The organism is Nonomuraea sp. NPDC001636 (assembly GCF_040298265.1).
Taxonomy (GTDB): domain Bacteria; phylum Actinomycetota; class Actinomycetes; order Streptosporangiales; family Streptosporangiaceae; genus Nonomuraea.
Genome location: NZ_JBEOZT010000024.1, coordinates 1 through 12596, shown reverse-complemented (window position 1 = coordinate 12596; position 12596 = coordinate 1). Strand labels below are relative to the sequence as shown.

At 73.0% G+C, this 12596-nt stretch carries 10 protein-coding genes, 1 tRNA gene and 1 pseudogene; 4 read left to right on the top strand and 8 right to left on the bottom strand.

Features of this window, described 5'->3' with window-relative positions; all coding sequences use genetic code 11:
• The first annotated feature begins 23 nt into the window (after nt 1-23).
• Nucleotides 24-1175 carry a hypothetical protein gene (locus ABT158_RS35570; RefSeq protein ID WP_352361135.1) on the top strand — a complete coding sequence of 384 codons (1152 nt, stop codon included), beginning with the start codon at nt 24-26 and terminating at the stop codon, nt 1173-1175.
• Nucleotides 1176-1243: 68 nt separating this feature from the next.
• On the opposite strand, the gene glgA is transcribed toward ABT158_RS35570, so the two are convergent.
• The gene (gene glgA / locus ABT158_RS35565) at nt 1244-2419 is read right to left on the bottom strand and encodes a glycogen synthase (protein ID WP_352361133.1); all 1176 of its coding nucleotides are present in this window, start codon (nt 2417-2419) and stop codon (nt 1244-1246) included.
• 235 nt (nt 2420-2654) lie between these two features.
• Between glgA and glgC the strand changes: the two genes are divergently transcribed.
• On the top strand, nt 2655-3890 hold the full coding sequence (gene glgC, locus ABT158_RS35560) for a glucose-1-phosphate adenylyltransferase (RefSeq protein ID WP_352329862.1): 1236 nt from the start codon (nt 2655-2657) through the stop codon (nt 3888-3890).
• A 221-nt stretch (nt 3891-4111) separates the two neighbouring features.
• Here the strand turns inward: glgC and ABT158_RS35555 are convergent, their stop codons facing one another.
• Nucleotides 4112-4411, bottom strand: a complete 300-nt coding sequence (locus tag ABT158_RS35555; RefSeq protein ID WP_352361131.1) for a hypothetical protein — start codon at nt 4409-4411, stop codon at nt 4112-4114.
• 291 nt (nt 4412-4702) lie between these two features.
• Here ABT158_RS35555 and ABT158_RS35550 point away from each other — a divergent pair, with 291 nt between their 5' ends.
• Nucleotides 4703-6043: an amidase gene (locus ABT158_RS35550; protein WP_352361129.1), complete on the top strand. Its 1341-nt coding sequence runs from the start codon at nt 4703-4705 to the stop codon at nt 6041-6043.
• A gap of 126 nt (nt 6044-6169) precedes the next feature.
• Here the strand turns inward: ABT158_RS35550 and ABT158_RS35545 are convergent.
• The 6 genes from ABT158_RS35545 to ABT158_RS35520 all read right to left on the bottom strand — a co-directional run bounded on the left by ABT158_RS35545 (nt 6170) and on the right by ABT158_RS35520 (nt 11649).
• Nucleotides 6170-6245: transfer RNA gene (locus tag ABT158_RS35545), tRNA-Pro, on the bottom strand.
• A 224-nt stretch (nt 6246-6469) separates the two neighbouring features.
• Nucleotides 6470-7558, bottom strand: coding sequence for a mechanosensitive ion channel family protein (locus ABT158_RS35540; RefSeq protein ID WP_352361127.1), 1089 nt, complete (start codon nt 7556-7558; stop codon nt 6470-6472).
• An 87-nt stretch (nt 7559-7645) separates the two neighbouring features.
• Complete coding sequence (locus ABT158_RS35535; RefSeq protein WP_352361125.1) at nt 7646-8596, bottom strand: Bug family tripartite tricarboxylate transporter substrate binding protein; 951 nt, start codon at nt 8594-8596, stop codon at nt 7646-7648.
• Nucleotides 8597-8705: 109 nt separating this feature from the next.
• Complete coding sequence (locus ABT158_RS35530; RefSeq protein WP_352361123.1) at nt 8706-9479, bottom strand: SAM-dependent methyltransferase; 774 nt, start codon at nt 9477-9479, stop codon at nt 8706-8708.
• A 61-nt stretch (nt 9480-9540) separates the two neighbouring features.
• On the bottom strand, nt 9541-11361 hold the full coding sequence (glmS, locus tag ABT158_RS35525) for a glutamine--fructose-6-phosphate transaminase (isomerizing) (protein ID WP_352361121.1): 1821 nt from the start codon (nt 11359-11361) through the stop codon (nt 9541-9543).
• Nucleotides 11362-11373: 12 nt separating this feature from the next.
• Complete coding sequence (locus ABT158_RS35520; protein ID WP_502911594.1) at nt 11374-11649, bottom strand: hypothetical protein; 276 nt, start codon at nt 11647-11649, stop codon at nt 11374-11376.
• 223 nt (nt 11650-11872) lie between these two features.
• Here ABT158_RS35520 and ABT158_RS35515 point away from each other — a divergent pair.
• Nucleotides 11873-12596, top strand: a pseudogene (locus ABT158_RS35515) (hypothetical protein); the annotation flags it as partial.

The following is a 12596-nucleotide window of genomic DNA, read 5'->3' as shown; positions in this document are numbered from 1 at the left end:
CCGATGATCACGAAGGGGGCGAGGTGCGGCGTTCCGTACGTGCCCGCGCGGCCGGTCTCGGCGTGCTGCTGGCGCTCCCGGCCTGCGCCGGGCCTCCCGGGCGGGACGTCCCGTCCGCTCCGGCGGTGAGCCTCACGGTCCAGGCCCGCTGCCCCCGGCCCGGCGGCGACGACCTGCGCGCCGAGCCCGTGCGGTCGCCGTGGCGGACGGTCCCGGCGGGCGACGGGCACGGCACGCTCGACCGGCTCGCGGTCGCCCCCGACGGGGCGGTGTGGGCGGTGCGTTCCGTCCAGCGCGAGACGTCCGCCGGGATGGAGACGACGTCCGGCGGGCTGGACCGGTGGGACGGCGCGCGCTGGCGTACGTACGCGCTGCCGTCCCGGATGACGGTCGCCGCGGTCGGGGCGGTCTCGGGCGAGCGGGCGTGGGCCTTCGGGACCGGCGACGACGAACGTCCCGGCCTGGTGGCCGGTGTCGCGGACGGCGCCGTGAGCGCCTCCACGCCGCTCAAGGAGAGCGCCTCGGCCATCGGCCTGCACGGCACCGCGGCGAGCGGCCCGTGGGCCGTGTCCGGGCGCGACGCGCTGCGCTGGGACGGCTCGGCCTGGCGCGCGTACCGGCTGCCCGCCCCGGCGCGGGCCCTCGGCGGCGAGGGCGCGGACGTGTGGACGGTCGGCGAGACCGCGCACGACCCCGCCGCCCGCTGGAACGGCGTCGCGTGGCAGGCGGTGCACCTGCCCGAGCCGGGCGCGCCCGAAGGCGCGCGGTCGGCCCGCACGGAGCTCGGCGACGTGGCCGTGCTCGGGCCGGACGACGTGTGGGTGGTCGGCGGGGTGTCCTGGTTCCCGCCCGACGAGTACGACGAGCAGGGCGAGCCCCTGGAACGCCGCCGCCCGCTGGCGCTGCACTGGGACGGGTCGGCCTGGCGGTGCCGCTGGGGCCCGGAGGGCGCGGCCTTCACCGAGGCCGAGCCCGACGGCCGGGCGGGCCTGTGGGTGCTCGACTCGACCCGCTCCCGGCTGCACCACTACGCGGCCGGCCGCTGGACGACGACGACCGTGCGCGGCACGGTCACCGCCCTGGCCCGCCGCCCCGGCACGACCGAGGTGTACGCGGCGGGCTGGACCGGCCCCGAGGGCGACCTGACCAGGCCCGCCCTCTGGCTCACCCGCTGACCCGCCGCCACCCCTACATGCAGGCGCCGTTGAAGCCGAGCAGGCACGCGGTCCCGGGGCCCACGCGTTCAGTCCCGGCGCAGCGAGGTGTACAGGTCGAGGGTGCGCCGGGCGATGCGCTCCCAGGAGAAGTGCTCGACGGCCCTGGCCCGCCCGGCGCGGCCCATCTCGGCCGCCCGCGCCGGGTCGGCCAGCAGCGCGTTGACCCGCTCGGCCAGGTCGGCGGCGAACGCCTCGGGGTCGTGCGGGGTGCCGTCGGGGCCCTGGTCGATCGGCACCAGCAGGCCCGTCTCGCCGTCGGCGACGACCTCGGGGATGCCGCCGGTCGCGGTGGCCACCACCGGCGTCTCGCAGGCCATGGCCTCCAGGTTGACGATGCCCATCGGCTCGTAGACCGACGGGCAGACGAAGACCGAGGCGTGCGTGAGGAGCTGGATGACCTCCGGCTTGGGCAGCATCTCCGAGATCCACAGCACGCCGTCGCGGTCGAGGCCGCGCACCAGCCCGGTCACCTCGGCGGCGATCTCCGGCGTGTCCGGCGCGCCCGCGCACAGGACGAGCTGGGCCGCCGGGTCGAACGAGCGGGCGGCGTGCAGGAGGTGCACCAGGCCCTTCTGCCGGGTGATGCGGCCGACGAAGATCACGTAGGGCCGGTCGGGGTCGACGCCGTGCTTCTTCAGCACGTCGAGGCCGGGGTCGGGGGCGTACTGGGCGGTATCGATGCCGTTGTGGATGACGGTGACCCGGCCGGGCGGGATCTCGGGGTAGGCGGCCAGCACGTCGCGGCGCATGCCCTCGCTGACCGCGATCACCGCGTCGGCGGCGGCCAGCGCCGTGCGCTCGGCCCACGACGAGACCGTGTAGCCGCCGCCGAGCTGCTCGGCCTTCCACGGGCGCAGCGGCTCCAGGCTGTGGGTGGTGACGACGTGCGGCACGCCGTGGAGCATCTTGGCGACATGCCCGGCGAAGTTGGCGTACCAGGTATGGGAGTGGACGACGTCCGCGCCCTCGCAGGCGGCGGCCATCTCCAGGTCGACGCCGAGCACCTGGAGGGCGGCGTTGGCCCGCTCCAGGCCGCCGGGCACCCGGTAGGCCGACACGCCGGGCTCCTCGCGATCGGCCCCGAAGCAGCGCACCCGGACGTCGGCCAGCTTGCGCAGCTCCCTGGCCAGGTACTCCATGTGCACCCCGGCGCCGCCGTAGACGTCCGGCGGGTACTCCCTGCTGAGCAGATCAACACGCATGCCCACGACCTTACGACGCGCCGGGCCCGGCGCCCTCCAGCGAGCGGCATGTTTTGCGCCGACCATCAACTCCGGCACCGCACTTGTGAACCGTCGCAAGCATAGGGAACACATCGATACAGCCCAATGTCGGTAAGTCCGGCCCCTGCTCAACGCGGATAAGTCAGGACACGGCGGCACAGCACAGTGCGCGGTTTCGTCGATAGATCGGCCATTTACGGGTAGCGTCCTGGACATGAGGTCCCGGAGGGTGCTTGCGGTTGTGCTGGCAGGTGGAGAGGGCAAGAGGCTCATGCCGCTCACGGCGGATCGGGCCAAACCGGCGGTGCCGTTCGGGGGGATGTATCGGCTGATCGACTTCGTGCTGTCGAACCTCGCGAACGGCGGCTTCCTGAAGATCGTGGTGTTGACCCAGTACAAGAACCACAGCCTCGACAGGCACGTCTCCCGTACCTGGCGGCTGTCGGCGATGCTGGGCAACTACGTCACGCCCGTGCCCGCCCAGCAGCGGCTCGGGCCGCGCTGGTTCTCCGGTTCTGCGGACGCGCTGTTCCAGAACCTGAACCTGATCTACGACGAGATGCCCGAGCACGTGATCGTGTTCGGCGCCGACCACATCTACCGCATGGATCCGCGGCAGATGGTCGAGCAGCACGAGGACTCGGGCGCGGACGTGACGGTGGCGGCGATCCGCCAGCCGCTGTCGCTGGCCGACCAGTTCGGCGTGATCGAGACCGATCCCGAGGGCCGCCGCATCGTGGCCTTCAGGGAGAAGCCGAAGGACGCCGTGGGCCTGGCCGACTCCCCCGACGAGGTCTACGCCTCGATGGGCAACTACGTCTTCAAGACCCAGGCCATGATCGACGCGCTGCGCGAGGACGCGCTCGACCCGACCAGCAAGCACGACCTGGGCGGCAACATCATCCCGATGCTGGTCAAGTCCGGCGGCGCGGACGTCTACGACTTCAAGAACAACATCGTGCCCGGCTCCAGCGAGCGCGACCGCGGCTACTGGCGCGACGTGGGCACCCTTGACGCCTACTACGAGGCCCACATGGACCTCATCTCCGCCCACCCGATCTTCAACCTGTACAACGACAAGTGGCCGATCTTCACCGGGCACGACCCGCTGCCCCCGGCCAAGTTCGTGCACAACGACGGCGACCGGGTGGGCCGGGCGATCGACTCGCTGGTCTCCCCCGGCGTGATCGTCTCGGGCGGCATGGCGATGCGCTCGATCCTGTCGCCGAAGGTCGTGCTCCACTCGCACTCGCTGGTGGAGGACTCCGTGCTGATGGAGAACGTCAAGGTGGGCCGGGGCGCGATCGTGCGCAAGGCGATCATCGACAAGAACGTGGTGATCCCCGACGGCGCGCGCATCGGCTTCGACCTCGACTACGACCGCACCCGCTTCGCGCTGACCCGCGGCGGGGTCGTGGTCATCGGCAAGAACGAGATCGTCGACCGTTGAGGCCAGGGCGGGCCGGTCCCCCGTCCGGGGCCGGCCGCGTACCGGGCGGCGGCGGTCCGGATCGGCTCCGGCGGCCCGCGAGGGTGCTCATCGCGTGGGCGGACGGGTCCGGGCCTCGGCCGGTCGGCGGCGGGGGTCGTGGAGCGCCGGACGCCGCGCGGGCCCGGCAACGCAGGATCCCGGGCCACGCACGGCGCGGCCCGGGCTCAGGTGATGCGACCTCAGATGCCGGCGCCCACGCCCAGGCCGTACGCCCAGCCGCCCGGCCAGTAGCCGCGGCCCGGCCAGTAGCCCCAGTTGTAGCCGTCGTGGGGACGCCCGTAGTAGTCCCTGCGGTGCTCGCAGGCGTCGGCGTCACGGTGTCCGGCGGACACGCCCCACGGCGTGATGCGGAGCGCGGTCGAGTCGTCGGACGTGCTCAGGTCGCACTTCTCGTCGTGGACGTTGGCGTTGGCCGCCCCCGCCATGCCGAACAGCGCGGCGACGGCGAACCCGCCGGCGACGATGAGGTTGGCTTTCATGAATCCCCCTGGATCACGAAGTGACATCGCTGCTCACTGTACGTAATCGCCTCCGTACCGCCGTGTAACGCCACGCCAGGAACGGACTCGGCGCTTTCCGGTGCCACCCGGCGAAGTCCGGCCTTCTCCGGCCACTCCGGAAGCCCCGCCGCGGCCCCGGCAGCCCGGCCTTCTCCGGCGGAAGCCTCGCCACGCCTCCGGAACGCCGGTCGGCGGGCCGGGACGCGTAGTCTGCTCCGGACGCCCGTCCGTTCACGGCGGGGTCGCCGTGATCCGTCCGGAGAGGACCTCATGCCGCCCACACCGCCCGGCCCCTTCACCGGCCGTTCCGTCACCGACCTGGCCCGTGACCTGCGCGCCGGCCGGACCACCGCCGGCGAGCTGGCCCGGCTGGCGCTCGACGCGGCCGTCACCCTGGATCCCGCGCTCGGCGCCTTCGTCACCGTGGACCCGGTGGGCGCGGCGGCCGCCGCCCGGCGGGCGGACCAGGAGCTGGCCGCGGGCACCGACCGCGGCCCGCTGCACGGCGTGCCGGTCGCCGTGAAGGACCTCATCGACGTCGCGGGCCTGCCCTGCACGATGGGGTCGCGGCACTTCGCCGGCCACGTCGCCGAGTCCGACGCCGCCTGCGTGACGCTGCTGCGGCAGGCCGGGGCGGTGATCGTCGGCAAGACCACGACGCACGAGTTCGCGTACGGCCCCACCGGCGACCGCTCGGCCAACGGCCCCTCGCGCAACCCGCGCGACCCCGCGCGCATGTCCGGCGGGTCGAGCGGCGGCAGCGCGGCGGCCGTGGCGGCGGGCATGGTGCCGCTGGCGATCGGCACCGACACGGGCGGGTCGGTGCGCGTCCCGGCCGCTCTGTGCGGGATCGCCGGGTTCAAGCCCGCCTACGACGCGATCCCGACCGCCGGGGTGTTCCCCCTGTCCCGGACGTTCGACCACGTCGGCGTGCTGGCCGCCGGCCCGCTGGACTGCCTGATCGCCTACCGGCAGCTGGCGACCGGCGGGCCGCCGCCCGTCCGTGACGGCGCCGGCGAGGCGGCGGCGGTGCGGGTGGGGTGGCTCGACCCCGCGGTCCTGTCGCCCTGCGATCCGCGCGTCGTGGAGGTCGTGCGGGCGGCGGCGGGCGCGGGGCTGGACGAGGTGCCGCTGCCCGGGGAGCTGGCCGAGGAGCTGCGGGAGACGTACGCGACCGTGCAGGGCGCGGAGGCGTCCGCCGTGCACGCCGACCGGATGGCCAGGGCGCCCGAGCTGTTCGACCCCGAGGTGCTCGACCGGCTGCGCGCGGCCATGGACCTGCCCGCCTGGGCCTACGTCAAGGCCCTGGACGAGCGGCCCGCGCTGGCCGCCGCGGCGGAGTCGCTGTTCGGCGAGCACGACGTGCTGGCGCTGCCGGCCGTGCCGCTCGTCGCGCCGCCGCTGGAGCAGCGCCAGACCGAGCTGGACGGGCGTGCCGTCGCCGTCCGGGCCGCGCTGCTGGCCCTGACCAGCCCGTGGAACGTGCTCGGCCTGCCCGCGCTCACCGTCCCGGCCGGCTCGGTGGACGGCCTGCCGGTCGGGCTGCAGCTCGTCTGCCGGCCCGGCCGGGAGGAGCTGCTGTTCCGGGTGGCCGGCTCACTGGGCGGCTGAGGAAAGGTGGGCCCCGGGCCGGCCCGGCGCAGGCCGGACCCGGGGACGGGGCTCGTGTCCGGCCGGGGGGCGCCATTCCCGTCGGCCAGGCCGAAGCCCACGGCCCTTTTCTTTCAGGGCCGTACGTCCGAGTGGCAGGATTCGAACCTGCGGTGCTCCTGCTCCCAAGGCAGGCGGGCTGACCAAACTGCCCCACACTCGGCCGGGAAAATCAACGAAGCCGCCCCGGAGGAGGCCCGGGACGGCTTTCCTGGTCGATTCTCCGCGGAATCACCGGGAAAGCCTTGGCCGCAGCTCAGGCCGGCTGCCGGACGGCCCGAATGGTCGAGGTCCGCACATGGCCGCCGCCTTTCTCGTCGTTCTCCGTGAATGTCGTTCCGGAACGAGATCAACGGTAGACCGGGGGCCGCCGGAAATGCCACGTATTTATCGCCGGTCGCGATCCCGGTCGTTGGTCCAGGCCACCCCGGCGCGCGTTTCCGGGGCCTCGACGCGGAACCGGGGAAGGGCGTCCGGGTAGTTGTCGCGGACGAAATTGACCAGGAATTCGCGGACGTCGCACTTGAGGTCCCAGGAGGACGGCGAGTCGGCGGCGCTCATCAGGGCGCGCAGCTCGACCAGGCCGTTGGGCAGCACGTCGGTGACCTGGAGCGTCCAGTCCTTCTGGTCCCACAGCGGGTTGCCCTGGAGGAACTCGTACAGGGCGTCGCGCAGTTTGGGCACCGGCACCGCCCAGTCGACCCGCAGGAACACCACGGCGAGCACCCGGCTGCCGTGCCTGGTCCAGTTCTCGAACGGGTTCTGGGTGAAGTAGGAGACGGGCAGCACCAGCCGCCGCTCGTCCCACAGGCGCAGCACCACGTACGTGAGCGTGAGCTCCTCGATCCTGCCCCACTCCTCCTCCACCACGACGACGTCGTCCAGCCGCAGCGCGTCGCTGAAGGCCAGTTGCAGCCCGGCCAGCATGTTGCCGATGGTCGGCTGGGCCGCGATGCCGACGATGGCGCCGGCGATGCCGGCCGAGGCCAGCAGCCCGGCGCCGAGCGCCCGCACCTGCGGGAAGGAGAACAGCATGGCGCCGAGCGCGATGACGATGATGACCGCGGCGGCGATGCGGCGCACCAGCGCGATCTGCGTCCTGATCCGCCGCGCCCGGCGGTTGCGCTCGCCCTCGACGAGCACCAGCCGGTCGAGCACGACGTCCGTCAGCGCGTACGTCGCCTGGATGATCAGCCAGGTCACCGTGCCGATGGTGGCCAGGCCGATGACCCGGTCCACCGACTGGGCCAGGCCGCGCTCGTCGGCCGTGTCGCCGAAGATGCCGGGGGCGAAGACCAGGTTGCAGGCCACCGTGGCGGCCACGCAGAACGCCGGCCACGTGCAGTGCTCGACCAGGTGGCGGGCCAGGGCCCATTTTCGTCCGACCCGGATCAGCACCCGGCGGACCACCTCCACCAGGAGCACCGCTCCGACCACCGAGATGACGAGGATCGGCCAGGCTGCCGGCGACTGCACGCTTCGCGCCCCCTATGTCGTAGAACGTCGCTGCAAGGTCACATTGCCCTCAAGCGCCGCTCCATACGCACGGACACGCCGTTTCGGCTAGTGGCCGTTGCCGCAACTGCCCCAGCACGTCGTGGCTCTGGTGCTGGCCAGCAGCCCGAGATCGCGCAGCACGGCCTGGGTGCGCTCGACCTCGGAGGTCAGCCAGAGCCGGAAGTCGTCCCCGCTGAGCGGGATCGAGATCCACCCCGCCTTCCGGCACGCCCGCCGCCACGAGGCCGAGGAGGTCACCTCGTCGCACATGCGCACGGCCGACTCCCTGCTGTCCTCCGGCATGTTCTCGGGCCCGACGGCGGCGGCCCAGTCCGCGAAGTCCACCCGTACGCCGGACTCCAGCAGGGTCGGCACGTCGAGCCCCGGCACCCGGCGGGCGCAGGAGACGGCCAGGGCTCTGACCCGGCCGCCGTCGATGGCCGCGCGCCAGTCGCCGAGCAGGCCCGCCGCGGCCGCCGCCTTGCCGCCGAGCAGTGCCGAGACGGCCTCGTGGCTGCTGGGGTAGCCGGTGTAGTCCATCTGCCTGGTGTCGGCGCCGAGCCCCTTGGCGATCAGGCCGAACAGCAGGTGGTCGGGCTCGCCCTGCGGCCCGCCGGCCAGCATCGTCCCGCTCGGGTCGGCCCGCAGGTGGGCGCCGAAGTCGTCGAAGTCGGCGAACCGGGAGTTGCCGGGCACGACGACGACCTCGACGTCGCCGGTGAGCCTGGACAGCGGGGTGGAGGTGTCGAGCAGCGTCTGCCCGTTGTTCAGCTCGGAGGCCGCCAGCGCGGGCAGGCCGGTCACGGTGATCCGCGTGCCGGTGGGCGACGCGCCGACGCCCGTGGCGCGCGCGGCGGCGGCGAACGCCTCGCCGACCCGGGCCCAGCGGTCGCCGCCCGCGACGATCGAGAACCGCCCCCTCGCGCCGGCGGGGCCGCCGACGACGTGTTCCGTCCCGCATCCGGCCGCGCACGCCGCCGCGCCCAGGGTCCATGCCAAGAACCGCCGACGGCGCATCCGCCCTCCCCCGACCTTCGCGAGTACCGCCATTACCTGAAGTTATTGACAGTTCACTCGCTGTTACACATCGGGATACGGTTAACCGAAATTTCGGCGTATGCCGGAGTCAGTCCTGCTTCGTGGCCACCCCTGCCATCAGGGACGACGGCAGCGACCAGTCGCCCACCAGCTTGGGCCGGTCCGGCCGCCAGTCCACGGCCTGCACCAGGCCGGGCGGGTCGAGCGCGAAGCCGCCGAAGAACGCGCGGATCTCGGCCGGGCTGCGGTCCGCCCCGCCCGAGCCGGACGAGCCGCGGCGGCCCCCGCGCGGGCTCTCCTCCTCCGACAGGCGTCCCATCGAGGTGGCGTGCGAGATCACCAGACGGCTGCCGGGCGCGACCGCCTCGCGCAGCGCCGCCACCGCGCCCTGCGGATCGGCCGCGTCGGGCAGGAAGTGCAGGATCGACACCAGCACGATCGCGACCGGCCGCGACAGGTCCAGGAACCGGCCCGCGCGGGCCAGCACCTCCTCGTGGTCGAGCAGGTCGGCCTCCAGGAAGGCGGCCCTGTCCGCCCCGGCGAGCAGTGCCCTGGCGTGCGCGGCGACGACCGGGTCGTCGTCGACGTAGACGACCCGGGCCGCCGGCGCGACCTCGTGCACGCTGCCCTGCGTCGGCAGCCCGCTGCCCAGGTCGATGAACTGGGTGATCCCCGCGGCGGCGACGTAGCGCACGGCACGCTGGAGGAAGGCCCGGTTCGCGCGGGCCAGCGGGACCGCCTCCGGGACCAGCTCGGCGAGCTGGTCGATCGCCAGGCGGTCGACCGCGAAGTTGTCCGTCCCGCCGAGCATGTAGTCGTACATGCGTGCGAGATTCGGAGTGTGGGGGTCGAACTGCCGCACAGTAATGAATTTATGTGGTACGCAGCCGGATAACACTACCCTGCGAGGATTGTGGCTGAATTTATTCCACAGTCACGCTCTTGGCGAGATTGCGAGGCTTGTCCACGTCCCTGCCGAGGGCGACCGCCGCGTGGTAGGCCAGCAGCTGGAGCGGGATCGTCAGCAGCATCGGGTCGAGCTCGATCTCGTTCTTCGGGATCACGATCACGTCGTCGGCCAGCTTGGCGTCGGGCTCGCGGTGGCCGACCATGAGCACCTGGCCGCCCCGGGCGCGGATCTCGCCGAGCGTGGTGAGGTTCTTGTCCAGCAGCTCGTCGTCGGGGACGATCGCGACCGTCGGCATGTCCGGGCCGATCAGCGCGAGCGGGCCGTGCTTGAGCTCGCTGGCCGGGTACGCCTCGGCGTGCACGTACGAGATCTCCTTGAGCTTCTGCGCGCCCTCGCGGGCCACCGGGTAGCCCCTGACCCGGCCGACGAACATCATGCTCGGGTGCTTGGCGTACTTCTGCGCCAGCTCGGCGATCTTGTCGCCCTGGGCGAGGATCTCCTCGATCTGGCCGGGCAGCCGGCGCAGGCCCTCCACGATGCGCCGCCCGTCGGCCGGCGACAGGTCGCGCACCCGGCCCAGGTGCAGCGCGAGCAGCGCGAAGGCGACCGAGGTCGAGGTGAACGCCTTGGTCGAGGCGACCGACACCTCGGGCCCGGCGTGCAGGTAGATGCCGCCGTCGACCTCGCGGGCGATGGCGCTGCCCACGGCGTTGACGATGCCGATCACCCGGCCGCCCTTGCGCTTGAGCTCCTGGACGGCGGCCAGCGTGTCGTAGGTCTCGCCCGACTGGCTGATCGCGACGTAGAGGGTGTCGGGGTCGACGACGGGGTTGCGGTAGCGGAACTCGCTGGCCGGCTCGGCGTCGGCCGGGATGCGCGCCAGCTCCTCGATGAGCTGCGCGCCGATCTGCCCGGAGTAGTACGCCGACCCGCAGCCGATGATCTTCACCCGGCGGAACGAGCGCGTCTCGCGGGCGTCCATGTTCAGGCCGCCGAGGTGGGCGACGTGGAAGCGCTCGTCGAGGCGGCCGCTCATCGTGCGGGTCATCGTCTCGGGCTGCTCGGAGATCTCCTTGAGCAGGTAGTGCTCGTAGCCGCCGGTGTCGTAATGGCCGGCGTCCCAGTCGACGGTCAGCGGCTCCTTGGCGGTCTCACGGGCGTCGCTGGCGAAGGTGTGGAAACCGTCGGCCTTGAGCACGGCCAGCTCGCCGTCCTCCAGGTGTACGACCTGGCGGGTGTAGCGGACCAGGGCGGCGACGTCGGAGGCGGCGAACATCTCCTTCTCGCCGATGCCGAGCACGATCGGGCTGCCGTTGCGCGCCACGACCACCTCGCCCGGCCGCTCGGCGTCGATCACCGCGATGCCGTACGTGCCGACGATGTTCTTGAGCGTCTTCCTGACCGCCTCCTCCAGGGAGTCGTTCTCCTCGGCGGCGCGGGCGATCAGGTGGGCCAGGACCTCGGTGTCGGTCTCGGACAGGAACGTGACGCCGTCGGCCTCCAGCTTGGCGCGCAGCTCGCCGGCGTTCTCGATGATGCCGTTGTGCACGACGGCGATGCGCTGGTCGGCCGACAGGTGCGGGTGGGCGTTCTCGTCGCTGGGCACGCCGTGGGTGGCCCAGCGGGTGTGGCCGATGCCGTGGTTGCCCTTGAACCGCACCGGCACGACCTTGGCCAGGTCGGCGACCCGGCCCTTGACCTTGCGTACCTTGAGTCCCTTGTTCGACACCACGACCCCGGCGGAGTCGTAGCCCCGGTACTCAAGCCGCTGCAGCCCTTCCAGCAGGATGGGCGCCGCGTCCTTGGGGCCCACGTAGGCCACGATTCCGCACATCGAGGTCTCCTCTTATCCGTAGACGATCCTGCGGAGCTGCCGCAGCGACAGCTCTGGTGCCGCTACCCGCCGTGCGGGTAACTCGGCGGCGATCCGGGGGAAGATCTCGTCGTTGGTCAGGCCGCGGGTCTTGAGCTCGCCGTGACGGCGGCGTACGAACTCCTCGACCGGCTCGGAGAAGTACGACAGCACGTCGGCGACCACGCGGGCCGCCTCTCCCGGATCGAGCGCGCTCGTCCGGGTGAGATGGGCGATGAGGTCTTCGTAGGGATGCCGCGCCGTGGACACAGACGAGGACATTACGCATCTGGAGCGAGACACGCCAACATCCTGCCCGGAATCGGGCAGGATTTAACTCCAGAGCGCTATCACTTCTCTTCGGCCGGTCGTCGAGGGGTGGGCGGCGCGGATCCCGGGATTCTCATCCGTATCATCCGACCCGTCTGACACATCCCTTTCTGGGAATGGTTACGGACGGTGATCGAACAGTGCCGTTCCGTGGGGAGATGTCATGCAGCTTCGGCTTGCCGCCGTCCTGGCCACCAGCTTGTCCGCCGGCGTGTGCGCCGTCGTCGGCGGCCCGGCCGTCCCGGCCGCGCCCGCCGTCACGGGCGGCACGGGCGGCACGGGCGGCACGGGCGGCACGGGCGGCACGGGCGTCCGGGAGCAGGGGCGGCAGGCCGACTTCGCGGCCGCCGCGGCGGAGTTCGGGGTGCCGGTGAGCGTGCTGCTCGGGGTGTCGTACCTGGAGTCGCGGTGGGACGCCAACGGCGGCCGTCCCAGCACGGCGGGCGGCTACGGCCCGATGCACCTGGTGGACGTCGTGCCCGCGGGGCAGGCGGGCCCGGCCGCGGAGGGCTACACGCCGGGCGACGCCAGGGGCGACGACAGCCGCCCCTTGCCCCGCTCGGCGATGCGCCCGGTCAGCCAGCCGGCCTCCCGGTCGCCACAGTCGGCTTCCCGGCCGGCCTCCCGGTCGGGCTCGCAGCCGGCTTCCCGGTCGGGGGCGCGGTCGGGGGCACGGTCGGCGGCGCGGTTGATGGCGGGGGGCGGCACGTCGGCGGCCGCTGTGCCGGACGCGGCCGCTGTGCCGGACGCGGCCGCTGTGCCGGACGCGGCCGCTGTGCCGGACGCGACGCTCGCGCTGGCCGGGCGGCTGGCCGGGGTCGCGCCGCGGGCGCTGCGCCCGGACCCCCGCCCCCACAACAGGGGGGGCGCCGCCCTCCACGCCACCA